We start from the raw sequence: 24,854 nt of genomic DNA, 5'->3' as shown, positions 1-24,854 counted from the left end.
CGCTTGTATGAAGTTTATTTTCGCCAAACTGTTTAATAACAAAAGCATATCAAAGGTATTTTTACTTTCACTCTTGTCCATATCTATTGGCTTGATAGTGGTCTTTGGCTTGTTTATGATTCAACAGGAAAATCAAAAGTTTAAGCGGGAGTCACAACAGATACAGGAAGATTTTATAAAAAACCAGAAAAAGACCCTACAACAGGAAACTCAAACCCTTATTAATTATATAGAGAACGAAAGGCTTCAAACCCGAAATCTCTTAAAAAAAGACATCAGCAGTAGGGTGTACGAGGCACATTCCATTGCCACCAATTTATATAAAAGCTATAAAAACCAACTGTCAAAATACGAACTTCAGAGGCTAATTATTAATGCATTGCAGTCGGTTCGCTTCAACAATGGCGATGGATTCTTTTACATCAACAACCTAAATGGTACGGTGGTTATGGATCCTGAAAATCCTGATTGGGTAGGAAGAAATAAACTACAGGTTAAGGATGTGTATGGAGTACCTATCATTCAATCGGAAATTGAAACGGCAAAAAGGCTGGGAGAAGGTTATACCGACTATTCATGGCAAGCGGAAAACAGTCAAAAAATCCATCCGAAAATCTCTTTCGTGAAGTTGTTCAAAGAGTTTAACTGGTATATCGGCTGTACACAATATGTAAATCATTATAAACTTGAAGTTCAGGAAAAAGTATTAGATAAAATCACAGATTTACGATTTGATGATAATTTTACCATCGCAGTAATCAGTTTTGATGGAAGCTGCCTGGCTCATACCAACAAATCCTTAATTGGGAAGAATTTATGGCCCATGCGCGATGGCAATGGAAATAAAATTGTTCAGGAATTTATATCAAGGGGAACCGATTCGGGTGGTGGATTTATTGAGTACCTGGAACCATTTGCCAATACGGCAGACCTGCCCTTACCAAAATTAACACATGCCAAAGCTTATAAAGATTGGCAATGGGTTGTAGGTTCGGGAATACATCTTCAAGAGTTAAATCATGCCATTGAAAAAAGAAAGAGTGAATTACAAGCCAATGTAAACCGTTACATCTATAATGGAGTCATTCTTCTGGTTTTTATCGTAATCTTTATCATTATATTCTCGAGATATGTGGTTCGTGTTACAGAAAATGGCCTGATCGTGTTTACACGATTTTTCGAAAAAGCGGCTTCCGAATCGCTCAAAATCAATACTTCATCTCTTCAATTTAAGGAGTTTAAAGAGTTGGGTACGCTTGCCAATCAAATGATTACGAAGCGTGAGAGCATTGAGCAACAACTTAATATTGAAACGGCCTATTTCGAGCAATTGTTCGAAAACTCGCCTGAAGCCATTGCCATTACCGACAATGAAAGTAAGGGGATCAAAATCAATAAAAAATTCACCGAACTTTTTGGTTATACATCGCAGGATATTAAAGGAGTTGTAATTGATAATTTGCTTGCCGACAAAGACAGACAGGAGGAAGCGACCAAATTAAATTCATTAACCGCCAATGGTCAACTGGTTGAAATTGAAACCAAGAGAAAGTGCAAAACTGGTGAAATGATAGATGTTTCGATTGTGGGTAACCCAATTGTTGTCGATAAAAAACCAATTGCCATTTTCGGTATTTATCGCGATATCACGCAAAGAAAACTGTACGAGAAACACTTGACAGAAGCCAAAAACAAGGCCGAAGAGTCTGATCTGTTAAAATCTGCCTTCCTGGCCAACATGTCGCATGAAATTAGAACTCCAATGAACCACATTATTGGTTTTACCGATATCATGACATCGCAACATATCGATGAAAATGAAAGACATGAATATGGTGAGTTGATTAAACAGAGCAGCAATAACTTGTTGCAATTAATTAATGATATTATTGACCTTTCAAAAATTGAATCGAGACAAATTAAATTGAATTGGGCCAATTCGAATCTGAATGGAATCATCTCTTCTCTGTATGAGAAATATAATGCTCAGAAAAACTTTCATAGCAAAGGGCATATCAATATAAATGTTCAGAAGCCACTTTGTGATAAGGATTCGATGCTGTATACTGATGCAAAAAGATTGGAACAGTTGTTATCCAATTTAATTGAAAATGCCATAAAATTTACCGATGAAGGTTTTGTTGAGTTTGGATATCAAGTCATTGAAGAACAATCTTTAATAGAATTGTTTGTAAGAGATAGCGGCATTGGCATTGCAGAAGAAGCACAGAAAGACATATTCAAATCGTTCACGCAAATTGATGGTTCTGATACCAGGCAGCATGGCGGAACTGGCTTGGGCTTAACCATTACACATCGACTTACGGAAGTTTTAGGAGGTAAAATCAGCCTGGAATCAGTAGAAAAGGAAGGCACATGTTTCTATATTCGATTCCCCTTTAGTCTTGAAAAGGAGGATGAACTCACTCCAATCAAAGAGAATGCTTACAACTGGAGAGGCAAAAAGATTTTGATAGTAGATGATCAAAGAAACAACTTTGCCTACTTTAAAACGGCTTTAGAGCATACACATGCTGAAATTTACTGGGCTAAAAATGGTATTGAAGCCATTTCGTTGTGCGAATCGGTAAATATCGATATTGTTTTAATGGATATCCAGATGCCGGTAATGAATGGTTACGAAGCGACAAAAAAAATTAAACACCAGAATGCTGCCATTCCAATTATCGGACAAACAGCTTTTGTCGAAACCGAAAATAAAAAGAAAGCCATTGCAGCAGGTTGCGATGACTATCTTGTAAAGCCTGTTAAAACGAAAACCTTGCTGGACTCAATCAACAAACAGTTTTCGATAAACTAATCCCATTTGGTACCGCGGTTTTCTATCTTGTAATTTTCAATGTATTCTATTGCATCCTGATAATTATTGGCGAAGTAGAACAATTTACGATACTCGGCCTTGGCAAATTTCTCCTTGTACGATAGCTCAAATTGTGCTTTTAAATTCTCATAGAAATTATTGGTATTCACAAACACAATGGCCTTATTGTGATAGCCTAATTGCTTTAGGGTTATCACCTCCAATATTTCTTCCAAAGTGCCAAAACCGCCGGGAAGAGCTACGAATGCATCAGATTTATCTCGCAGTAACTTTTTGCGTTCAGCCATATCCGGAGTAATAATCAGTTCATCGAGAAAATCGGCTGAAATTCCATACTCGTTAATCAATTTCGGGATTACTCCCATTACTTTTCCACCTGAGGTTTTCACCGATTCTGCAACCTCGTTCATTAAACCAACATTGGTGCCTCCATAAACCAAGCCGAATCCTTTACTTCCAATTAAATTTCCAAGTTGTCTGGCTTCTTCGAAGTAAACAGAATCAAGCGAATTGCTTGAAGAACAAAATACACAGATATTCATTTTTACAATTGTTTGGTGGTAAAATAATGATTCAAAAAAGCCCTTGAGAAATTCCCAAGGGCTTTGCAATATGATTTAGAACTTATGCATCAATGTTTGCGTAAGTTGCATTTTTCTCGATAAATTCTCTACGTGGAGGAACCTCATCGCCCATCAACATTGAGAATACATGATCAGCTTCAGCAGCATTTTCGATGGTTACCTGGCGTAAGGTGCGGAATTCAGGATTCATTGTTGTTTCCCACAATTGCTCGGCACTCATCTCACCAAGACCTTTGTAACGCTGAATGTGCATAGAACTTTCTTTTCCTCCACCCCACTCTTCAATCAGACGAAGTCTTTGGTCTTCGTTCCAGCAATACTCTGAGTTCTTGCCTTTCTTCACCAAATACAATGGTGGAGTTGCAATATAAAGGTATCCGTTTTCGATTAATGGCTTCATGTAACGGAAGAAGAATGTCATAATCAAGGTTGCAATGTGGCTACCATCGACGTCGGCATCACACATGATTACAATCTTGTGATAACGTAACTTTTCCATATTCACAGCCTTGCTGTCTTCTTCGGTACCGAATGTGATTCCTAAAGCTGTAAAGATATTTTTGATCTCATCGCTTTCGAAAACCTTGTGCTGCATCGCTTTTTCCACATTCAAAATCTTACCTTTCAAAGGAAGAATTGCCTGGAATTTACGATCACGGCCTTGCTTGGCAGTACCACCTGCCGAATCTCCCTCGACAAGGAAAATCTCACAGTTTGCAGGATCCTTATCAGAACAGTCTGATAGTTTACCAGGAAGTCCTGAACCACCTAGAACAGTTTTTCTTTGTACAAGTTCTCTTGCTTTACGAGCTGCATGACGAGCAGTTGCTGCCATAATTACTTTCTGAACAATGGTTTTTGCATCTTTTGGATGCTCTTCCAAATAGTTAGAAAGAGAAGCGCTTACAGCCTGATCGACAGCCGATGAAACTTCCGAGTTCCCTAATTTTGTTTTGGTCTGTCCTTCGAACTGTGGCTCTGCAACCTTCACAGAAACTACTGCTGTTAAGCCTTCGCGGAAATCATCACCACTAATATCGAATTTCAGCTTAGCCAGCATACCCGACTTCTCTGCAAAATTCTTTAGGGTACGAGTCAAACCTCTACGGAATCCGGTAAGGTGAGTTCCCCCTTCAATGGTGTTAATGTTATTTACGTATGAGTGAATATTTTCTGAAAATGATGTATTGTACTGAAGAGCGATTTCTACAGGAACATCATTCTTTTCAGTAGAAACATGAATGGTATCTTCAATCAATCTCTCACGAGTATTGTCAAGATATTCAACAAATTCTTTCAAACCTTCCTCCGAGTAAAAAGAATCATGACGATACTCACCTTCTTCGTTCTGTTCACGCTTATCGGTAATATTCAAACGAATATTTTTATTCAGGAAAGCCAATTCTCTCATTCTTGCTGCAAGAATATCATACTTGTATTCTGTTGTCAAGAAAATTGATTCATCTGGTTTAAAAGAGATAATAGTACCAGTAACATTGGTTTCCCCAATTACTTTAATATCCTCTTTTGCCTTTCCCTGGCTATATTCCTGAAGGTAAATTTTACCATCACGATGAACTTCTGCTCGTAATAGAGTAGATAAGGCATTCACACAAGATACACCAACACCGTGCAAACCACCCGATACTTTGTACGAATCTTTGTTGAACTTACCACCGGCGTGAAGTACTGTCATTACAACCTCAAGAGCTGACTTGTTCTCTTTCTGGTGCATTTCAGTAGGAATACCACGACCATCATCTTTTACGGTAATAGAGTTATCCTCATTAATAAAAACCTCAATGTTATTACAATGTCCCGCTAAAGCTTCATCAATGGAGTTGTCAACCACCTCGTACACCAAATGGTGTAAACCTTTAACATTTACATCTCCAATGTACATGGAAGGGCGTTTACGAACCGCTTCCAAACCTTCTAATACCTGAATACTATCCGCGGAATATTCAGTATTTCCATTTGGTTTATTTTCTAAATCACTCATCTAATAGATCTTTAGTTTTTCGAAAAAGAACCTTACAGACAACCAAAAAGTCATTTGATTACCCAAGTAAAATTCTAATATTTTTTTGTGCATATTTCAGAATGCTTTCAGGCTCATCATTCATGAATTTTAAGTTGGAAAACCGACATCACATTTCAAAGCTAGAAAACTTTAAATATCAACAAATTACCAACTCACTGGAGCCAAAAAACAAAAGTTAAACAAAGATAATAAAAATGCTGAATCTACAGGCAGGAAAATGATGAAAAATCATGCATTTCGACAGTTTTTGACGAAGCAATTTTATGCCACGCAATTCACAATATTTTGGTATTGTTTATGTTTATTTGAAAATCAAAATCTTAAAATGTCATCGATTGACCCCGACGAGGACGTTTCATTTTAAATTTTATAATAAAATGATCTACTTTTTTTCCATTTTCGGTGACACCATATTCACGCAATTCAAAGATTGTTGTAACGGTTTTAAATCCTTTGGGCATGGCTTTCCACATTCGATAAAACACCACCTGAACATTTTCCAGGTCGGCATCGTCGAGCTTGAGTTTTAGTACCTCTTTGCCTTTTGGCATGGCAAATACACTTACGCCATGTTTTTTCCAGCTAAGTGCTTCCTCGGCAACGAAGGACATGTTAAGCGTATCTCTGGTAATATCAAACAAGTAGGTAATTTCTTTATCGTCGGATTCAAGGTCCATTAAAATCTCTAATGGCTTTTTATCATTATTCACCGATAGTTTCCATCGTTCCATATCCTGAGCTTTAGTTATGCCCGAAAAAAACAAAAGAAAAAACAGAATGGTGATTATATGACGATATCTTGAAGTTCCAATAAAATTCATGTGGTTGTGCGTGTTTATTAAATTAAAGCTAGTAAAAACAATCCAATCTACAATATATTATCGTCAGTAATAACAAAAGGGATGCCAGTTCTGACATCCCTCTTTTTTTATTTTGATTTGCTTTACAAGCTTATTTTGATTCCTAAGAGAAAGTTGAGCCCTTGTGAAGGATATCCATCCCACTGGTAATATTTATCGGCAAACAGGTTGTTAACCTGTCCAAAAGCCGAAAAGTGCTCATTGATTTGATAATTGGCACCTACATTTAGGTCGTAGACAGCATCTAATTCTCCACTTGCCATCCAGGCATTAGTGATAATTCCATTCTCGGTAGTAGAGTCTATAAAATAAAATGATCTTTTCCCAATTATATTCACTCCTGCCTGAAAGCTTAATTCTTTATTAAACTGATAGAGTGCATTCACATCTAATTCGAATTCCGGTTTGTGCCATGGCTCTTCCAACTCATCCATTTGGTAATTGTAATACCAAACCGCAGCGTTTAATTTTAGCTTATCGGTCCATGCAATGCCAATTTCTGCACCTAATTTTAGCATGGTTACATCGTCTGAAGCCACCTCAAATTTATTGGATTCAGATATTGTAAAACCCGATGGTTCAGCCGACATACCAACACTAGACCTTGTAAAGAAATACATATCCTCAACATCACTATATTCAGCTATTAAACTAAATGACGAGTTTGAAGATAAACTTCCCCTTAGCCCTCCATAAAGTTTATATTTTACATTGCTTGGTTTCACATCTAATCCTGAAAAGATAAATCTGTTTTCTTCCACAATATCCTTATAACGATTCATTTGTAAGTCTCCATTCACGCCAGCAAAGAAACTCATGATTCCATCAACCAATTCCAAATCGATTTTAACATCTGGATATAATTTCGTTTCAGAATCATCTCCCATAGCCAGAACTGCATTCACACCCAAGTGTAAATTCAAACTTCCTGTTTGCAAAAGGTAGCTTGGAGTGATACTCCATTTCATGCTTTTTCGTTCTGTTACAGGTTCGTTATCACCCCAGTCATTCAAACCTGTAGTGGCAAAATAATCGAAGTCCGAGCCCAGACTCCAAAAGGCATCTCCTCTTCTTATTTTAGCATTACCCGAAAGCAGGATGTCATTTTCTTTAACATCGATATCATCAGAGAAATGTTCATATTTTAAACCGAGTCCAAAATTTAACTTCTCCTCATCATTAAATGTAGACTGGTAGTAGGCATTAAGGCCAAAGTTATTAAGCTTTTGCTCTTCATATGGGAATAAATCACTTAAGTAATTCTCTACGTCATCCTCTTGAGGAAATCCATAATAATTAAATCCCGAATGTTTATAAAATAACTTTCCTGATATCTTTCCTTCATCCAAATAAGCTGTACCATACACTTCTGCCAATTGTTCCGTAAAATCAGGCTTCACCTTATCGTCATCTTCCAGTGTAAGCTCCCCATTTGTAGAGTAATGCCTCAGGTGAACTCCAATATCCGCAGTTTTCGAACGCTGATTGTTAAATCTGTAATCGCCGAACAAAGTGGAGTAATTTCCTCCTGCTAAGGTCAGTTCATGCGAATGCAGCTTTTTTAAGGGTTCGCCCAGCATTTTTGCTGCTGGAATTTCAGCTGGCCAAAATCCTACGCTTAAAGGTTTGGCCTGTATAAAATAGTCGAAGCTAGGCACAAAAGTGGCCGTATCCTGAATTACAGGCAGTTTGCCCAGGCGCAATGCTTTATTAATTTTAGGTTGGTAAGTGGTTTTAACCTTTACTTCTTTATTTAGCTCTCTTTGTTCCTGAGCCTGTGCAACCGAGTAGGAAAATCCGAAAACTACAATTGCCAATACTATCTTTTTCAACATTGTTTCTCTCATTATCATGCTACTCAATTTCTTTTTCTTCGTCTAACATTTCCTGCAACATCAAGCGCTCCTCATCCAATCCAAGTGAGTCACTTTTAGCTGCTTTTTCCTCAAATAGTTTTTTGTTCTGAATGCTATCGCTTCCTTCGAACTGAAGTTCCACAGCCTGATTTGCAATTTCCTGCTCTTTTTGTTTTTCAGCTTTCAGTAAAACATTCAACTTTTGCTGGGCGCGTTCCAATATTCCATCCTCTTTCGAGCCATAATTGTCTACAATACTTTGCAATGTATATTTGGCCTGGAATTCGTCATTTTTCTTTAGGAACACATCAGAAAGCAGCAAGAAACTCTCTGCCAACCAATAATGGTGAGGAGAATTCATCTCGATAAATTGATTGATTTCATTCTCTGCTTCATTGAATTTGCTTTGAGCAAAGTACACTTCTGCAATTCTAAACTTTGCTTCTGCTCCTTCAACACTCTGCACTTCATTCGATAAACTCTTCAAGTCGATCAAGGCTTCGGAATTCTTTGCCAAACTCAAGTATGATTTTGCTCTTTTATAAGTCGCTTCACGAATCATTTCTTCCTGAATTTTTGGCATTTCCAACACCTCTGTTGCAGCAGGAATTACATTCTCAAATTCATTCAGATGATACACACAACGCATGTAACCAACCTTAGCAACATTTCTATTTTCCGGTATTTCTGCCCTTTGTGTTAATCTTTGATATTGGCCTTTCGCTCTGTCATAATTCTCATTTCTGTAGTTCAATTGAGAAGCTGCCAATAGCGCTTTTTCTGTAAACAGGTTATCTGGCTGATCAACTACTTCTTCGAATCCAACAAGAGCCGTTTCGTAATCCTTCTGATTCAAAGCTGCATCGGCCTTATAATATTGAGCATTCAACCTGAACATTCCATAAGGATAGTTTGAAAGATAGCTTTCAAAGGCTGTAATTCCTTGCTCTGTTTTTCCAGACATGTATAATCTCTCGGCAGAAATATAGCTTAACGAATCTTTTTCCGATCTTCTCAAAACTGTTCCACTTCCCGCCGATTCAACAAAAGCAAAATATTCATTCACCCTGTTCAAATCAACATATACATTTTTTAAACCAATTAGTGCACCCTGTTTTTCCTGACTTTGAGGATAATCAGTAATAACGGCTTTATAATTTATAATTGCCTTTTCGTATTCTTTCAGGTTGTAATTCATCAAGCCAAGTTGAACCAAGGCTTTTGCAGCAAAACTGCTATTCGGATGATTCTTTACCAACTCATGATACAAACCTGCTGCCTCGCGTTGCTGATCCATTTTCACCTTTGCCTGGGCCAACTCAAACAATGCATCATCAGAATAATCAGATTTTGGATATTTCGATTTTACCTGCTCCAACAGTCGAGCTTTTTCGTTTGGTTGATTCAATAATCCCATACAAAATGCCTGCTGATACAGCGCATAATCGGCATCCCAACTATCAATTCTAGCCGCCTTTGCATAAAATTCTGCCGCTTTATTGTAATTTCTATCCAGGAAGAAACAATCACCTATACGATTGAATGCATCCGAAACAAATTCATCTTTTTCATTGGCCTGGTTCACATACTTTCTGAACCAGTCGGAAGCTTCGTCGTACTTATCCTGATCGAAATTGGCATAAGCGATATTGTAATATGCTTGTCCGAAATATTCCGAAGTGCCTGAACCTGGCGAAACCAGGAAGGTTTTAAACTGGCTGATTGCTTCATTCAAATTACCCAAACGATAATTGGCTTCGGCCTTCCAATACAAACGTTCTGCTGAAATATTAGAATTGTACATTCTATACTTCCAGGACAAATCGAATGCCTGTATGGCTTCTTCGTACTTCAGCTGCTTCATTAATTCCAGTCCGCGAAGGAAGGAAACTCTCTGGTATGCCTTTTCAATTTCAGGTGTTTTATTCCTGATTTTATCCATAGATGCCAATGCATCTGAATAATTTTTGGTCGTCATGTATACCTTCACCAAATAATCGTAGGCCTCATCATTTCGATCCGAATCAGGATACTTTTGCAAGTACTCATCAAAAGCCTTAATGGTTTCGTTAAAAGGAGAATAGGACAATTCATAGGTAAGCTTTGCATAATTGAAGAGCGCATCCTGCTGCATGTTTTTGTCAAAATCCATTCTTGCCGCACTGGCAAAGGCAACCTTTGCTCCATTTTTATTGCCTGATTTTAGGTAACAATCTGCCAGGCAAAAAGTAGCTACCTGAAGCATTTCATCATCTTCGCCTCCTACTCTTTCAAACTGCTGAATGGCTTGTTCAAACTTTTTCTCTTTGTACAAACAATATCCGTAAGCAAATCGATCTTCGCGAACCAAAGTTTTCTTTCCTTTTTCAAGATAAGGAATGGCTTTGGCATACTCTTTTATCTGGTAATGCGCCAAACCAATCATTTTAGCAATTTCGCCCTGTCGCTTTACACTGGCATCATCCAAATATTTGGGCGCGTAGCTTAATAGTTTCTGATACTGTTCCTGCAAGAAGTAAATCTGGCAAATATAGTAAGGTACAATGGGTGCAAAAGTTTTATTGGCTTCCAATTTTTCAAAACCACTCAATGCCGTTTGGTAATTCTTATTCAGGTAAGCAATGTGAGAATAGTAGTAGTTTGCCGGAGCATTGTAATCTCCCGAAACCTCTATAATTTCATAAAAATTCTTTCGGGCATTCTCATAATCTTTCTTTCTGAAATAGGAATAGCCCAGTTTAAATCGATACTCGCTTAAATCATCATGATGTAGCAAGTATGGATCAACCTGCTGGAACCATAGCAAAGCTGCCTTGTATTTTTTATTGCGATATTGCTGACGACCAAGTTGGAAATAAGCCGATTGAATTTTATTGCTTTCCGGATAATTGCGAATAAAAGCCTTCATTTCCTCTTCTGCGCCGGGGCGAAACAGCTCGATGGAACAAAGTGCCATATAGAACTCTGCCTGAGATTTTCTGTCAGAAAACTCTGTACTACTTCTGTTTACAAATTCTTGAAACTCTCGACGAGCGGCTCCAAAATTCTTATTTTGGAACTTTTCATTTGCCGATTGCCAGATCTGCGAATCGGAATAATGATTTAAAGATTTTTGAGCCTGCGATGGATTGCCTGTACCCAGTAGAAATACCGACAGAAATATCCACAATAAATATCTGCTTCTCATGCTTTTGTGTGTAGGTATAATTAGTTGTAATAATATCTCCAAAATGTACTATAATTGCTGCATTTCAGATTTTTTAAAACCAGCCTTAAAGGTAAAAATAATATGTTTCTTTATCCCTATTTCAAACGAAGCTTATTCACAAAAATTGCCTATTTTGTTAAGAATTATTAACAACTAAAAAAGTATTGCGAGAAATAATTTTTTAGATTTGTAAATCGACACATTTGTTATACCAACAAAAAAGAACTTACATGTCAGAATCTGCAATCATTGAATTAAAAAATGCTACAATCCGTCAAGCGGATAACATTATACTTACCGATGTAAATCTTAAAATCGAAAAAAGTGAATTTGTGTATCTAATTGGAAAAGTTGGAAGCGGAAAATCAAGTCTGCTTAAAACTCTATACGCAGATTTACCCCTTACCGATGGTGGAGGTTCTGTGGCAGGTTTCTATTTGCCAATTATCAAACGCAAACAAATTCCCTTCCTGAGAAGAAAAATTGGAATTGTATTCCAGGATTTTCAATTGTTAACCGACAGAACGGTAAAAGACAATCTTGAATTTGTTTTAAAAGCAACGGGCTGGAAAAACAAAAAGGAAATTGAAAGTAGAATTGTGGAGGTTCTGGAAAAAGTTCACATGGGCAACAAAGGTTATAAAATGCCACACGAACTTTCGGGTGGTGAACAACAGCGTGTTGTCATAGCCCGCGCTCTTTTGAATTCTCCGGATATTATTTTCGCCGATGAGCCAACAGGTAATTTAGATCCCGAAACTTCCGATGAATTGGCAGAATTGCTAATGGATATTAGTAAAAACGGGCGCACAGTAGTAATGGCGACTCATCAGCACGATTTACTTAAAAAGTTCCCAGCCAGAACGGTAGAGTGTATCGATGGCAAATTGGTTGACATTTCTTCACCGGAATTTGCACCTTCAACCAGCCATGAGGAAAGTGAAACGAAGCAATAATTCTATTGAGACCAAATCAGCCATACAACAAAGAATTTGAGCAATTAAAACTGAAGCACAGTTTAATTTTTCCTGTTGCTTTTTTGATTTTGATATGGGCGATAAAGATTTTTGAGTGGGGTTTGGGCTTAAACTTTACGCAACTTGGAATTTTCCCACTTCACGTAAAAGGATTGTTGGGCATTTTAACCAGCCCACTGATTCATGGCGATTTTAGTCATTTAATGGCAAATTCAGTTCCTTTTTTGGTACTGAGCTGGGGGATATTTTATTTTTACCGACCGCTGTCTTATCGAATTTTTATTTTGTGCTATCTAACCACAAATGTCCTGGTGTGGATTGGTGCCAGGGAAGCCTATCATATTGGTGCCAGTGGCCTGGTTTATGCTTTTGCCTCTTTCCTTTTTTTCAGTGGAATTTTTCGCAATTATTACCGATTAATTGCCATATCATTCGTGGTGGTTTTTTTGTATGGCGGTCTGTTTTGGGGAGTTTTCCCAATCCTGAAAGATGTTTCCTGGGAAGGTCATTTATTTGGTGCCATATCAGGTTTAACCTATGCTTTGGCTTACCGAAAAGAAGGCCCACAAAAACCGCAGGTTGTTCTTCCGGAAGATGACGATAGCATTCCCGAGGAAATCTGGAACTCCGAAAAATTTGAGAACAAGGAAGAACTGAGAAAATAATTATTAATGATGAATTAAGAATTGTAAAGCTGATTTCAATAAAAAAACGCAAAGAAAAAAATGGATCCTTTGCGTTTAATCATTATATCATATCTGGAATTATCTTTTCTTATAGTATTTCATTGCCTCTGGTAGAAATTCCTGCAAGTTTTTCACACGAGTAGCATCGGCTGGGTGAGTCGATAAAAACTCAGGTGGTTTTTGTCCACCACTTTCTCCCATCCTTTTCCAGAATTCAACCGCCTCAGAAGGATCATAACCTGCCATTGCCATAAAAATCAGCCCCATTTTATCTGCCTCATTTTCATGAGAACGCGAGAATGGAAGCATCACACCTACATTGGCTCCTACACCAAATGCCATCATCCAGATTTGTTGTGTTTCTTCCGGCTTTTCGTTCAAGGCAATCGCCAATCCGGTTCCCAATGCCTGAATCCCCATTTGCTGGCTCATTCTTTCGTTACCATGGCGGGCAACTGCATGGGCAATTTCGTGTCCCATTACAACGGCAAGTCCTGTTTCGGTTTGAGTATACGGCAAAATACCAGTATAAAAAACAACTTTTCCGCCCGGCATACACCATGCATTTGGTGTATCGTTGTCAATTAAATTGAATTCCCACTTAAAATTGGCTACCCTGTCACCCATTCCGTTGGCATTCATAAATTCCTCAACCGCTTTGGCAATGCGATGTCCGCATGATTTCACCATCTCCGTATTGGCCTTGTCTGTTGATAGTTTATTTTCTTTCAGAAAGGCATCATACTGGGTTAAACTTGTGGCAATCATTTCACTTTCAGGAAAAAGATTCATCTGCTTACGGCCGGTGATCGGAACGGTGGCACAGGCTGCCAAAATCATCACTAAAGCAGATAATAACAGCTTACGAACTGATTTGTTTGTCATTGTATTTGGTTTTTAGTTTTTCTATTCGCGCATTAATTCAACTCTTCCTTTAGCTGATTTAATAATTCCTCTACACTATAAACGGGAATTTTACAGCTTCTATTTTTACAAAGATAAAAAGTTGTTTGGTTTGGAACATAACGATTCTTCAACAAAGGCATATCACTTTTTGTTTCGCTACCAGCTAGTATAACATTTGGCAGAAATAGTGATTCAATTTTCTTCTTTGCCTTCATTGCATTTTCGCCTACAATTACGATTTCATAGCTTGAATTTGCCAACCAGAAAAACAACTGTCCCCAATTGGAGTGGTATGCCGGAGCTTTAACCAATCGATCTTTTACATTGGAAAGCATTTGCATTGCTCTTTCAATATAAAGTTCATTCTCGAGGTAGGTTCCCAACAAATACAAAGATTTGGCCATTGATGAGTTCGATGACGGAATCACATTGTCTATCAACTCCATTTTACGAGCGATAAGGTCTGGATCTTCATCGGAAGTGTAAAAGAACATTCCTGATTTTTCATCAGAAAAGTGCTTCATGACCTGCTTCACAAGTCGATCGGCCTTGTGCAGGTAGTCCTCTTTAAAACTTGCCTGGTACAATACAATATATGCTTCAATGGTGAATGAATAATCATCAAGGAATGCATTAATTTTTGAAACTCCATCCTTGTAATTTCGATGCAGGTGCGATTCTCCTTTGAGCGAATTTGCCTCAATAAAATGCATTGCCTTCTCAGCTCTATCCAGATATTTCTTCTGTCCTAATGCCTTGTAGGCATCAACATATCCTTTTATCATTAAGGCATTCCAGCTGGTAAGGCTCTTATCATCCAATCCTGGTCTAATTCTTCTTTCGCGATGCTCTAAAAGCAAATCAGAACAACGCTTCAATTTAGTCTCAAATTCTGGTTGCGACATTCCATACTTTGCAATCAACTCATCTTTATCGGCTGATATCATCAAAATATTACCTTCTTCCCAATTTGCCTTTTCTGTAATGCCATAAAATTCGCAAAACCATTTCGAATCCTCTTGCAACAATTCATCTATTTCCGATTTCTCCCACACATAAAACTTCCCCTCAACACCTTCGCTATCTGCATCTAAAGAAGAATAAAAACCTCCATTTGGCAGGCTCAATTCCCGATCTACAAATGCTAAAGTTTCTTCAATAATCTGTTTATATTCAGGAATTTTAGTCAAACTATAAGCCTCGGCATACAAGCTCACCAATTGAGCATTATCGTATAGCATTTTTTCGAAGTGCGGTACTTTCCAAATCGCATCGACCGAATACCTGGCAAATCCACCACCAATCTGATCGTAAATTCCGCCAGCAGCCATTTTATCAAGGGTTAACACCAGGTGATCAAGCGCTTTTTGCTCCCTACTTGCATCGTAATACCTCAGTAAAAACTGCCAGGAGTTGGGCAAAGGAAATTTGGGCGCTCGATTGTTTCCTCCCTCTACATGATCGAAATCTTTTTCCCAGTTGCTATAGCCATTTTGTAGCTCTTTAAAATCGAAAACTTTCCTTTCAGCTTTGCTCTCTATCAACTCATTGGAACGAATGCCTTCTGATATTTGTTGTGCTACATTTTCTACTTTATCCTTCTCGTTTAGCCAGGCATTTTGAATTCCTTGCAACACTCTAACCCAATCATTCGGACGAAAATAGGTTCCTCCAAAAAAAGGTTTTCCTTCAGGCGTGGCAAAACAATTGAGTGGCCAGCCACCACTACCCGTCATTAACTGCACGGCATCCATGTATATTTGGTCGATATCTGGCCGCTCCTCCCGATCTACTTTTATACAAACGAAAAACTCATTCATAATTTTCGCGATTTCTTCATTTTCGAAACTTTCACGTTCCATTACATGGCACCAGTGACAAGCTGCATATCCAATGCTTACCAATATCACCTTATTTTCGTTTTTTGCTTTTTGAAGGGCCTCTTCTCCCCATGGATACCAATCAACCGGATTATGAGCATGTTGAAGCAAATAGGGACTGTTCTCGTTCGTTAAACGATTTGTATGTTGTACTTTCATTTTATTCTTGTTAGTCTGAGAAAACAAGTCAGTTGCCAGGAGGCAAAAACATATCATAAATGCCCAAACAAATCGATTTCTCAGTATTGGATGTAACATCTATTAAAGATATAAATTATTTTTATCGATTCTAAATAAAACACAATAAGCCAAAAAAAAACAGCAACACATATATTGTGCTGCTGCTTTCCCCCATTTATAAAGTTAGTTAGCCTCCAATGCTCGCCGAAATTCCATATTCAGCAAATATTTTTTGTGCCTGCAAAAGTTGTACTTCGCTTGGTACTTCCAGGTTTTCAACCAGGTATTCCGATCCCAATTTTACATGCTTGTGTTTGCCTACATCGTGATATGGCAAGATATTCACCTCTTTGCGCTTCCACGGAATGGTAGACAGAAAATCGGCCATTTTTACAAGGGTTTCCTCATCAGCATTTACACCAGTTATGAGTGGAATTCTAATGATAAAATCCGCATCATTTTCTGCCAAAAGCTGAATGTTTTTTAAAATCAATTCATTGTTTACCCCTGTATATTTTTTGTGAACCACTGAATCGTAAGCTTTAAAATCTACCAGGAACAAATCTGTTCTTTTGGCAACTTCCAGCACCACCTCTGATTTTGCAAACAAAGTCGTATCTACAACCCTGTGGATGTCTCTTTCTTTACATTTGTCCAGAATTTCAATCAAACTCTTATGATGCATTAAGGGTTCTCCGCCAGAAAAAGTAACACCACCTTCGGAGTGATCGAAGAAAATGGTTTCTCTTTCGATGATTTTCACCAATTCATCACTGGAATATACCTTACCCGACATTTCGATGGCCTTGGTAGGGCACACCTCCGCACATTTGCCACACAAAGTGCATTTTTCAATATCAGTTACAATTCCTTTGGGCGTTAATTCCAAAGCAGATTCAGGGCAAATTTCAACACACTTTACCGAACCAATGCATTTCGATTCGGTGTACATTTTTTGCGCAAAGGGCGAGATACTCTCCGGGTTATGACACCAGACACAGGATAAGGGACAACCTTTATAAAAGATTGTCACCCTAATTCCCGGCCCATCATTGATTGCGTATCTTTTAATATCAAATATTAATGCCTGACTCATTAAAACGATTCATTTTCTGTTCTGTCGATTACTTCCTGCTGCAGGTCTCCATTCATATCATTGAAATAATCGCTATATCCTGCCATTCTCACCAATAAATCTTTATAGTCTTCCGGACATTTTTGTGCAGCCAACAAAGTTGCTGTATCAACAATATTAAATTGGATATGATGTCCTCCCAGGGAGAAATAACTTCTGATTAGTTTTGATAGTTTGGCGATGTCCTCATCTCGCTTCAACAAACTTGGAAGGAATCTTTGATTCAACAATGTTCCTCCCGATTTGGTATGGTCTATTTTTGTAAGTGAGCGAATCACAGCCGAAGGTCCGTTGGTATCGCACCCGTGAGATGGAGATGTTCCATCAGAAATGGATTTTCCCGCCAGTCTACCATTTGGAGTTGCGCCCATCACCTTTCCAAAGTATACATGACAAGTGGTCGATAGCATATTCAGGTGGAAAGTTTCTCCTTTGGTATTTGGCTTTCCATCGATAGCTGCCAATAAATCGTTATAAACCTTTACAGCGATATCATCGGCGTAATCATCATCGTTTCCAAAGAATGGTGTATTGTTCAAAATGGTTTGGCGCAGAATTTCCTCTCCTTCAAAGTTCGAAGCAACAGCTTGCAAAATATCATTCATGCTAAAACTGCAATCCTCAAATACATGCTTTTTAAGTGTCGATAAACTATCGGTTACCGTTCCAAGTCCGGTACACTGAATATAGTTTGTATTGTAGCGAGGACCTGCATTGTAATAATCTCTACCACGTGCAATACAATCGTCGGTAAGTACCGAAAGCAAAGGTGCTGGTGCGTACTTTGCAAACATTCTGTCAATGTAATTGCTTACCCTGATTTTTTGATCCACAACAAAATTGAGCTGCTTCATAAAAGCATCGTAAAGCTCACTGTATGAAGTAAATGACCTTGGATCACCAGTTTCTATACCTGCTTTTTTTCCGGTAACCGGATCGATTCCGTTATTCAGAGTAACTTCCAATATTTTAGGAACATTCAGATAGCCAGTCAACACATAGGCTTCTTTTCCGAATGCACCCACTTCAATACAACCACTACATCCACCTTCGCGAGCATCTTCAATGGTTTTACCATGTCCCAGCATCTCCATAATGTACACATCAGGATTAAAAACCGAAGGATAACCATGCCCCTGGCGAATGACATTACAACCTGCTTTTAAAAAGCGTTCAGGAGTTCGGGAGCTAACATGTATGGAGCTTCCAGGCTGTAAAATGTGCAAATCTTCAATAATGTCAAGCATGATATAGGAAACCTCACTTACACCATCCGATCCATCTTTTCTTACACCGCCAATGTTAATATTGGTAAAGTCGTTATAAGTACCACTTTCGCGTGCCGTAATTCCCACCTTTGGTGGTGCAGGCTGATTGTTCACCTTAATCCAGAAACAGGAAAGTAGCTCTTTGGCTTCATCTCTGCTTAGCTTTCCTTCGGCATTTTCCTTGTTGTAAAAAGGTTCTAAATGCTGATCGAAGTGACCAGGATTCATTGCATCCCAACCATTTAACTCTGTAATGGTTCCAAGGTGCATCCACCAATACATCTGAATGGCTTCCCAGAATGTACGTGGTGCATGAGCAGGAACCCAACGACACACCTCTGCAATTTTTAGGAGTTCAGCCTTTCTTGCCTCATCGCTTTCCTTGGCTGCCAATTCTTCAGCCATATCGGCATGACGCTCCGATAAAAGAATAGCGGCATCACATGAAATGGCCATTGCCTGCAATTCTTCCAGTTTATCTGTAGCTTCAGCATCATTCATATAATCCAGGCGATCGATATGATCCTGAATATCTTTCTTAAAATCGAGCAGTCCTTTTTGATAAATTTTACCATCTAAAGTGGTATGTCCCGGTGCACGTTGCTCCATAAACTCGGTAAACAATCCTGCTTCGTATGCTGCTTTCCACTCTTCTGGTACATGGTTAAATATTCTTTCGCGTTGGGTACGACCCTCCCAATATGTAATTACCTCTTTGGCATAGGTATCAATATCTTCCTGGGGGATGGTATAACGCTGCAATTCTCGTGTATTTAATACATTCAAATCGTCTACACTGTGGCAAGTTAATTCAGGAAAAGTAGGTACCGATTTTGGTGAAGGACCACGTTCTCCAACAATCAATTCACCCTCGCCAATGTAAATGCTTTTTTGCTTACAGATTTCGTAAAAGGTTTTTGCACGAAGTACAGGAATTGAGAATTTCCCGTAGTTTTCTTTGTAAAACTCCGTTTCTATTAAGGCACGCTCGATAGAAAGTGAAGGTTCAGTTTCAACACTTACTTTTCTTAGCTGCTTTATTCTATCGTTCATACCCGGACCTTGTCCGTTGCTTTTGTCGAAATTACTTCCCGATTTAGCTGTTCTTTGTGGAATGGTTTTATCTATTGTCATTGTATTTCAATTCTTCAGTTCTAAACAAAGTATAAAAGTACTGCATGCAATTTCTCCATTAGAAATTGAGTACTTCTCTTATAAAAATAGCTTGTAGTGGCAATATGTATCAACATATTGCATAGAAAGGACTAATTGTTTAGGAATAGATAATTAAACAACTAAAAAGTCTGCGGTAACTGTATGTTAAAGTATGGTTTAAGCACATAATAACATCTTTTGACTGAAACAAATTTACGAAATATTATCATCTGAGAAAGAAAGCCCTTAGAAAATCTTCTTATCTATAAATGATCTTAACAAATCTTAGCTCCCAGTTCAAAAAAATCATAATCTTTTTGCTACCTTACTCCTATCATAAAAAATGTTACTGATATGGGATTTGGTGGTTCGGTTCAGGGAATGATTACTTCGCTTCGAAATAATGCAAGGCCTAAAAAAGATATTTTCACGAAAGGTAAAACCGATAAGGATATCATTCATTCGGCAGGAAAACCTTTACAATACAAAGAGGTAAGTCAGCAGGAATTAAGCAAGATAAAAGATGACATTCGCTTAAAAGCAGCAAATGAAAGAAGAAGAATTGTAGGGACAGTTTTGTTTATTGTGATTGCTTTGATTCTTGTGTTTATATACTGGACAAATTAATTCTCGAGATAAGATGAAATCAAATTCCTTTGTGTTGATCAGTCTGTTTTTTTCTATTTTGTTTTTGGGATGTTCTGAACCCAAAAAGCAAGTTAAGTACGAGCAACTCCAGGTCGCCGAGCTTTTTAATCTTTTCATAAATAGCAATGACAGCATTGAAGAGCAAAAACTCATACAGTTTTTAGATGATTCCATTGTGAAGTATCCATATGGAATGTTTTATCCAAATGAATTTATTGACACAACTACAAATCAAGTCAATTTTACCTTTGGTTTTTCTTCCAACTTATATGGTGATGAAGATTGTTTTAAAATCAAGAATCGAAATATTTTCTCTGTGAATATTGGTGGAAACAACCACATGAGCTCAAGATTTATTGACACTTTATTACTGTCCTCTATAAAACAACTATTTAAGGAATTCACTCTTAATGAAAACAACAGTGAAGAGCTACCGGAAAAAAGTATCAAATTCATCCCCTTACTAGATACCTTACAAGTTAGTAAAGGAGCATTATTCATAAAAACACAATTAATCCCGGATTCAACACAAAAGAGTACTGATTGGTTTCTAATTAAAAATGTGATCAAAATTGCTCAATTATCCATTTTGGAACTGCGAAATGAGAGTGCACAACTCTACTTTAACAAATCTTATCAGGAAAGTTCTTTAAAAGAAAAGTGGGCATTAAGCCAATACCATCCCATTCAAATTTGGTTTTATCCTAATGCATATCAGCCTAAGAAACCACCTCCTCCTCCTCCTCCAATATTATCTCCAAAAGCTCTTGAACTTTTGGAGGAAATTGAGTTTGATGAAGAGCTTGAAATCGTTTATGAGATATTTGAAGAGGAGGAAGAATGCGAGGAAGAAGCGATATCAAAAACCGGCTGATTTTTACCCAAACCACTACTCTCCAAAACATTTCGGCACAATAGTTGTTTTTAGTACATGAAAACACTATTGATTTTTTTACAGATGTTAGCGAATACGGACACAACCATATTGACCGACTTTACCAACGATTCGAATTTATCGGATTGGTACATTGTAAACGATGTGGTGATGGGAGGCAGATCGGATTCAGGAATTTTCCTGAATGGTGAGAATTGTGCTGTATTTAAAGGCAATGTTTCACTGGAAAACAATGGTGGCTTTGCCATGGTGAAGCACATTTTTAATCCGATTGAAATCGAAAACCACTCAAAAATCGTAATGAAAATCAAAGGAGATGGAAAGAGATATCAGTTCAGGTTAAAATCTGAAACATCGCAATATCATTCTTATATCAATTACTTTTCTACCAACGGTGACTGGCAAATTATTGAAATGCCATTGGCTGATTTTTATGCAAGTTTTCGAGGTAGAAAATTGAACTATCCAAACTTCGATTCAAAGCAATTGTCAGAAATTGCCTTCCTGGTTGGCAACAAAAAAGCCGAAGATTTCCAATTGAAAATTAAATGGATTGCCCTGAAGTAGGGCTCTAGGTGTATTTCATAAACTTTTCGACCAAATCGATAATGGCCTTTGAACTTTGTTTTAAAGAAGTTCTCAAATCTTCCGCAGTCATTAAATCGGTATAGCCCGGTAAATCATTCGATTCTTCTTTACTCAGCTTGTGGTATCCCATGCTCCAATCTGGAAATGAGCGCTGTTTGATTTCTTCTTCGAGTATTTTTACAATATTGGTATGGCGACGGTCTTTCTCCAGCCTATCGTAAAGACTGTTTATTGTGTCCTGTTCCCCTTCAATTACTTGAATGAAAATTTCATCGTTATAGAGCAGTAAACCAGTTACTCCATTGGCAAGATTTTTTGGTCTGATCTCGGCCAGGAGTTGATCGAGCTCCAACTCGGAAAGTTTGAATCTCGAAAAACTAACATATACAATGTGAATTAAATTAGGCATAGACTAAAGTTACAAAAGAATTTTAAAGCCCAAAAAAGCTTGCCTGGATATAGCTCTATGTTTTCATATGCCTTTTCGAAGCTAGCCAAAAAATTTCACGGTATCCACTCTGCAGGAATCAAATCAATGAATTGAAAAATTCTTTACTTTTACATGTATATCTTTGTAAAAAACAAAAAGCAACTTATCACTAAACAATGACAAGATTATCTGATCAATCCGACGAAAAACTAGTTACAGATATCATTTCTGAGTCATTTAAAAACAATCCAAGTGTAATCTCATCGCTAAAGAATGATCACAAAATAAACAAGCGAATAAAAGAGTTGGCCAAATATGCCTTTCGTACTGCAAATCGGCGAAAAGGTGTATTCCTGTCATCAAATGATAAAGGTGTTGCCATTTGCTATCATTTTGGTGGCAAAAAGAATTCATTGGCCGATTATTGGGATCAAATCATGCTGCTTATAAATGCAATAGGCGTGCGTAAACTTCCCGCTATATTACAAAGAGAATCTTACATCAAGAAAATCAGGCCACAAGATGGAAATTACCTGTATTTTTGGTTTTTTGGCGTAAAGGAATCCTATCGCGGAAGCGAAGCTGCAAGGGAATTACAAACTGCCATTTTTCGTGATTCGGAAAACAAACAATTGCCCATTTATTTAGAGACATCGCTTGAAGGAAATCTACTAATGGAGGTGGAAGGATTGGAAGCATTTACAATGAACGAAGGAGACATGTACATTGTAAAAAAAGGTTTACAGCACAGAGTTTCCTCCCAGGCTGAGTGTAAAATATTACTGATTGAGAATAAATCGACAGCTCACACGGGAGAAGTAAAGTCTGATATTACAAAGGACATCAAAGATCAGTTGCAGTAAGAATTTTAATTTTTCAATCGGTAAGTAAAGCATTTACCTTTGCTCCTGATACACACAAAGCACTTAGCTAATGAAACGAGAAGGAAGTAGTTATGGCATTTTACTCATGATATTGTCGGTAATTGCCTTTGGCATTATGGCAAGTTTGGTAAGAAGCATGTCGCATGTAAGCACTTATATTACCGTATTTGTTCGCTTTGCCATTGGTGTTGGTGTAATTGGCATATTGGCCATGATGCGAAAAATTGATCTGAAATTTGTTCGCAGTCCACTCCTACTACTTCGTGGCATAACCGGAACGGCATCTGTCGCCTTGTTTTACCTTGCCATTGTAAAAATCGGAATGGGCAAAGCTTCGGTTTACTCCTACTCTTATCCGCTTTTTGCCTCCTTGCTTAGCGCAATTGTACTAAAAGAGCGAGTGCATGCCAGCAAATGGTTCATGATGTTTTTGGCACTAATTGGCATTGTATTGGTCTCTTTTCAGTTTGGTGGAAGCGAAAAAGCATGGAGTTTTGGATGGTTTGATTTTCTGGCAATGCTGAGTGCAGTTACGAATGCCATATCAATTTTAATTGTAAAGAAATTACATGGTACCGACGATTCTTATGCCATTTTCTTTGCTCAATCGATAGTAGGCTTTTGGTTGTTCTTAATTCCGGCCAATTTACCCGAACTAACCGGTCCGGTTACAAGTAGTTATGTGTTGATATTTATTGGTTTGGCTTCGGCATGCGCCCAACTGTTAAACACCGAAGGATATCGACATGTTTCCATTGCAACGGGTTCGCCATTTCACATGCTAATACCTATTGTAAATGTTATTGTGGGAGTATTTGTATTTAATGAGGTGTTTAGTACGCAGGAAATTATTGGCTCTTCCCTGGTCGTAATGGCTTGTTTGGGTATTTTACGTTTAAACAGCCGATCGGCAACACAACATAAACAAGCCTAATTCATTACCAGGAAGTACTTACAGTCTACATCGGAAGATAAAAATAGATTCCCAAGCCATTGGTGAATAAGATATTGCCATATAAGGAATGCTCTAGAAATACAGCATTAAGTGATTTGTTTCGCAAGTATGTGTAAGAGAAAATCAGACTTCCAACAAAGGTAAAGATAAGCGCTACCCAATTGCGGAAAATGATGTGAGCCATAGCAAAACAGAAAGCATTAATCAGAAGCATTACAACAGGGCTGGTAAATAAGGTTTTGTATCGGTGATAATAAAAGGCTCTGAAGATAAATTCCTGTGTGTAGGCCGACCAAATTGGATAAGAGATAATTACTGCCACCCAAATCCAGAAATTATTTCGTGGCAAATGAAAAAATACATCGGCTCGAAACACGTATACCCAAATGGATGTGATGATGAGAAGAATGGATCCTTTTAGCAAAAAATCCTGCCAGGGATAATTTCTTTTGACCCTAAATATTTCACGATCGAAGTTTTTATCTTTTATGACGATAAAAAGACAATATAAAAAGACAAGTACAAGCGGAATTGCTTTGTGGACAGGAATCATTTCAAAATAATACAGCAATGGTAATCCCACAAATAAAAATAACATTTCGGTCCACAAATACAATCTCCTCATAACACCCCAAATTTTAAAGAAACAACAAGAAATGAACGACAATAAGAAAGATTCTTCTTATTAAGACTCGTTCTATATAAGTTACAAAAAAAGGGGCAATTTTGTTTTAAAAGTGCCCCTGAAATTTAGGAATGATATGATTTTATTGACAAACGTTGATTTGTCTTAAAATAGTCATGAATTTTATGGGTGAATCGCCTTTAAATCATGATGTAAAAACATCAATCAAAGATTAATTCACATAATTA

At 37.8% G+C, this 24,854-nt stretch carries 19 protein-coding genes; 8 read left to right on the top strand and 11 right to left on the bottom strand.

The window, feature by feature from the left end; genetic code table 11:
• Nucleotides 1–7: 7 nt before the first annotated feature.
• Nucleotides 8–2,821 carry a cache domain-containing protein gene (locus ELS83_RS13965; protein ID WP_171596177.1) on the top strand — a complete coding sequence of 938 codons (2,814 nt, stop codon included), beginning with the start codon at nt 8–10 and terminating at the stop codon, nt 2,819–2,821.
• On the opposite strand, the gene ELS83_RS13960 is transcribed toward ELS83_RS13965, so the two are convergent.
• The 5 genes from ELS83_RS13960 to ELS83_RS13940 all read right to left on the bottom strand — a co-directional run bounded on the left by ELS83_RS13960 (nt 2,818) and on the right by ELS83_RS13940 (nt 11,373).
• Nucleotides 2,818–3,384: an LOG family protein gene (locus tag ELS83_RS13960; RefSeq protein WP_171596176.1), complete on the bottom strand. Its 567-nt coding sequence runs from the start codon at nt 3,382–3,384 to the stop codon at nt 2,818–2,820. The two genes, ELS83_RS13965 and ELS83_RS13960, sit on opposite strands and share 4 nt — an antisense overlap.
• An 82-nt stretch (nt 3,385–3,466) precedes the next feature.
• The gene (gene gyrB, locus ELS83_RS13955) at nt 3,467–5,428 is read right to left on the bottom strand and encodes a DNA topoisomerase (ATP-hydrolyzing) subunit B (RefSeq protein ID WP_171596175.1); all 1,962 of its coding nucleotides are present in this window, start codon (nt 5,426–5,428) and stop codon (nt 3,467–3,469) included.
• A gap of 362 nt (nt 5,429–5,790) precedes the next feature.
• A complete protein-coding gene (locus ELS83_RS13950; RefSeq protein ID WP_171596174.1) occupies nt 5,791–6,201 on the bottom strand; it encodes a hypothetical protein in 411 nt (136 codons plus the stop codon).
• A gap of 212 nt (nt 6,202–6,413) precedes the next feature.
• Nucleotides 6,414–8,165 (bottom strand): TonB-dependent receptor, encoded by a 1,752-nt coding sequence (locus tag ELS83_RS13945; protein ID WP_171596173.1) that lies wholly within the window; start codon nt 8,163–8,165, stop codon nt 6,414–6,416.
• Between the two features lie 19 nt (nt 8,166–8,184).
• Nucleotides 8,185–11,373 (bottom strand): tetratricopeptide repeat protein, encoded by a 3,189-nt coding sequence (locus tag ELS83_RS13940; protein ID WP_171596172.1) that lies wholly within the window; start codon nt 11,371–11,373, stop codon nt 8,185–8,187.
• Between the two features lie 251 nt (nt 11,374–11,624).
• Between ELS83_RS13940 and ELS83_RS13935 the strand changes: the two genes are divergently transcribed.
• A complete protein-coding gene (locus ELS83_RS13935) occupies nt 11,625–12,350 on the top strand; it encodes a cell division ATP-binding protein FtsE (protein ID WP_171596171.1) in 726 nt (241 codons plus the stop codon).
• 5 nt (nt 12,351–12,355) lie between these two features.
• Entirely contained in the window at nt 12,356–13,036 is a 681-nt protein-coding gene (locus ELS83_RS13930; protein ID WP_171596170.1) for a rhomboid family intramembrane serine protease, read from the top strand.
• Nucleotides 13,037–13,135: 99 nt separating this feature from the next.
• Here ELS83_RS13930 and ELS83_RS13925 read toward each other — a convergent pair whose 3' ends face one another.
• The 4 genes from ELS83_RS13925 to hypD form a co-directional block, all read right to left on the bottom strand.
• Entirely contained in the window at nt 13,136–13,942 is an 807-nt protein-coding gene (locus ELS83_RS13925) for a M48 family metallopeptidase (protein WP_171596169.1), read from the bottom strand.
• A gap of 32 nt (nt 13,943–13,974) precedes the next feature.
• Entirely contained in the window at nt 13,975–16,002 is a 2,028-nt protein-coding gene (locus tag ELS83_RS13920) for a thioredoxin domain-containing protein (RefSeq protein WP_171596168.1), read from the bottom strand.
• A 208-nt stretch (nt 16,003–16,210) separates the two neighbouring features.
• Nucleotides 16,211–17,119, bottom strand: a complete 909-nt coding sequence (locus ELS83_RS13915; protein ID WP_171596167.1) for a glycyl-radical enzyme activating protein — start codon at nt 17,117–17,119, stop codon at nt 16,211–16,213.
• Nucleotides 17,119–19,560, bottom strand: coding sequence for a trans-4-hydroxy-L-proline dehydratase (gene hypD / locus ELS83_RS13910; protein WP_249414455.1), 2,442 nt, complete (start codon nt 19,558–19,560; stop codon nt 17,119–17,121). Before hypD ends, ELS83_RS13915 begins: the two co-directional genes overlap by 1 nt.
• 375 nt (nt 19,561–19,935) lie before the next feature.
• Between hypD and ELS83_RS13905 the strand changes: the two genes are divergently transcribed.
• The 3 genes from ELS83_RS13905 to ELS83_RS13895 all read left to right on the top strand — a co-directional run bounded on the left by ELS83_RS13905 (nt 19,936) and on the right by ELS83_RS13895 (nt 21,691).
• Nucleotides 19,936–20,208: a hypothetical protein gene (locus ELS83_RS13905; RefSeq protein ID WP_171596166.1), complete on the top strand. Its 273-nt coding sequence runs from the start codon at nt 19,936–19,938 to the stop codon at nt 20,206–20,208.
• A 214-nt stretch (nt 20,209–20,422) separates the two neighbouring features.
• A complete protein-coding gene (locus ELS83_RS13900; RefSeq protein ID WP_171596165.1) occupies nt 20,423–21,103 on the top strand; it encodes a hypothetical protein in 681 nt (226 codons plus the stop codon).
• Between the two features lie 84 nt (nt 21,104–21,187).
• A complete protein-coding gene (locus ELS83_RS13895) occupies nt 21,188–21,691 on the top strand; it encodes a CIA30 family protein (protein WP_171596164.1) in 504 nt (167 codons plus the stop codon).
• 4 nt (nt 21,692–21,695) lie between these two features.
• Here the strand turns inward: ELS83_RS13895 and ELS83_RS13890 are convergent, their stop codons facing one another.
• On the bottom strand, nt 21,696–22,121 hold the full coding sequence (locus ELS83_RS13890) for a BLUF domain-containing protein (protein WP_171596163.1): 426 nt from the start codon (nt 22,119–22,121) through the stop codon (nt 21,696–21,698).
• A gap of 197 nt (nt 22,122–22,318) precedes the next feature.
• Between ELS83_RS13890 and ELS83_RS13885 the strand changes: the two genes are divergently transcribed.
• Both ELS83_RS13885 and ELS83_RS13880 read left to right on the top strand, forming a co-directional pair.
• Nucleotides 22,319–23,005 carry a cupin domain-containing protein gene (locus ELS83_RS13885; protein WP_171596162.1) on the top strand — a complete coding sequence of 229 codons (687 nt, stop codon included), beginning with the start codon at nt 22,319–22,321 and terminating at the stop codon, nt 23,003–23,005.
• Nucleotides 23,006–23,075: 70 nt separating this feature from the next.
• The gene (locus tag ELS83_RS13880) at nt 23,076–23,960 is read left to right on the top strand and encodes a DMT family transporter (protein ID WP_171596161.1); all 885 of its coding nucleotides are present in this window, start codon (nt 23,076–23,078) and stop codon (nt 23,958–23,960) included.
• Nucleotides 23,961–23,985: 25 nt separating this feature from the next.
• On the opposite strand, the gene ELS83_RS13875 is transcribed toward ELS83_RS13880, so the two are convergent.
• On the bottom strand, nt 23,986–24,606 hold the full coding sequence (locus ELS83_RS13875) for a CPBP family intramembrane glutamic endopeptidase (RefSeq protein ID WP_171596160.1): 621 nt from the start codon (nt 24,604–24,606) through the stop codon (nt 23,986–23,988).
• Nucleotides 24,607–24,854: the final 248 nt, after the last annotated feature.

The sequence above is a fragment of the Marinifilum caeruleilacunae genome, from assembly GCF_013141825.1.
GTDB classification, from domain to species: domain Bacteria; phylum Bacteroidota; class Bacteroidia; order Bacteroidales; family Marinifilaceae; genus Marinifilum; species Marinifilum caeruleilacunae.
Note: the sequence above shows the minus strand (reverse complement) of the source record. Positions and strands in the feature narration are given on the sequence as shown.

What these genes read in the sequence shown, in the direction of transcription:
- ELS83_RS13965 (WP_171596177.1), top strand. Translation starts at nt 8, where the DNA reads ATGAAGTTTATTTTCGCCAAACTGTTTAATAACAAAAGCATATCAAAG.
- ELS83_RS13960 (WP_171596176.1), bottom strand. Translation starts at nt 3,384, where the DNA reads ATGAATATCTGTGTATTTTGTTCTTCAAGCAATTCGCTTGATTCTGTT.
- gyrB (WP_171596175.1), bottom strand. Translation starts at nt 5,428, where the DNA reads ATGAGTGATTTAGAAAATAAACCAAATGGAAATACTGAATATTCCGCG.
- ELS83_RS13950 (WP_171596174.1), bottom strand. Translation starts at nt 6,201, where the DNA reads ATGGAACGATGGAAACTATCGGTGAATAATGATAAAAAGCCATTAGAG.
- ELS83_RS13945 (WP_171596173.1), bottom strand. Translation starts at nt 8,165, where the DNA reads ATGTTGAAAAAGATAGTATTGGCAATTGTAGTTTTCGGATTTTCCTAC.
- ELS83_RS13940 (WP_171596172.1), bottom strand. Translation starts at nt 11,373, where the DNA reads ATGAGAAGCAGATATTTATTGTGGATATTTCTGTCGGTATTTCTACTG.
- ELS83_RS13935 (WP_171596171.1), top strand. Translation starts at nt 11,625, where the DNA reads ATGTCAGAATCTGCAATCATTGAATTAAAAAATGCTACAATCCGTCAA.
- ELS83_RS13925 (WP_171596169.1), bottom strand. Translation starts at nt 13,942, where the DNA reads ATGACAAACAAATCAGTTCGTAAGCTGTTATTATCTGCTTTAGTGATG.
- ELS83_RS13920 (WP_171596168.1), bottom strand. Translation starts at nt 16,002, where the DNA reads ATGAAAGTACAACATACAAATCGTTTAACGAACGAGAACAGTCCCTAT.
- ELS83_RS13915 (WP_171596167.1), bottom strand. Translation starts at nt 17,119, where the DNA reads ATGAGTCAGGCATTAATATTTGATATTAAAAGATACGCAATCAATGAT.
- hypD (WP_249414455.1), bottom strand. Translation starts at nt 19,560, where the DNA reads ATGACAATAGATAAAACCATTCCACAAAGAACAGCTAAATCGGGAAGT.
- ELS83_RS13905 (WP_171596166.1), top strand. Translation starts at nt 19,936, where the DNA reads ATGGGATTTGGTGGTTCGGTTCAGGGAATGATTACTTCGCTTCGAAAT.
- ELS83_RS13900 (WP_171596165.1), top strand. Translation starts at nt 20,423, where the DNA reads ATGTTTTATCCAAATGAATTTATTGACACAACTACAAATCAAGTCAAT.
- ELS83_RS13895 (WP_171596164.1), top strand. Translation starts at nt 21,188, where the DNA reads ATGTTAGCGAATACGGACACAACCATATTGACCGACTTTACCAACGAT.
- ELS83_RS13890 (WP_171596163.1), bottom strand. Translation starts at nt 22,121, where the DNA reads ATGCCTAATTTAATTCACATTGTATATGTTAGTTTTTCGAGATTCAAA.
- ELS83_RS13885 (WP_171596162.1), top strand. Translation starts at nt 22,319, where the DNA reads ATGACAAGATTATCTGATCAATCCGACGAAAAACTAGTTACAGATATC.
- ELS83_RS13880 (WP_171596161.1), top strand. Translation starts at nt 23,076, where the DNA reads ATGAAACGAGAAGGAAGTAGTTATGGCATTTTACTCATGATATTGTCG.
- ELS83_RS13875 (WP_171596160.1), bottom strand. Translation starts at nt 24,606, where the DNA reads ATGAGGAGATTGTATTTGTGGACCGAAATGTTATTTTTATTTGTGGGA.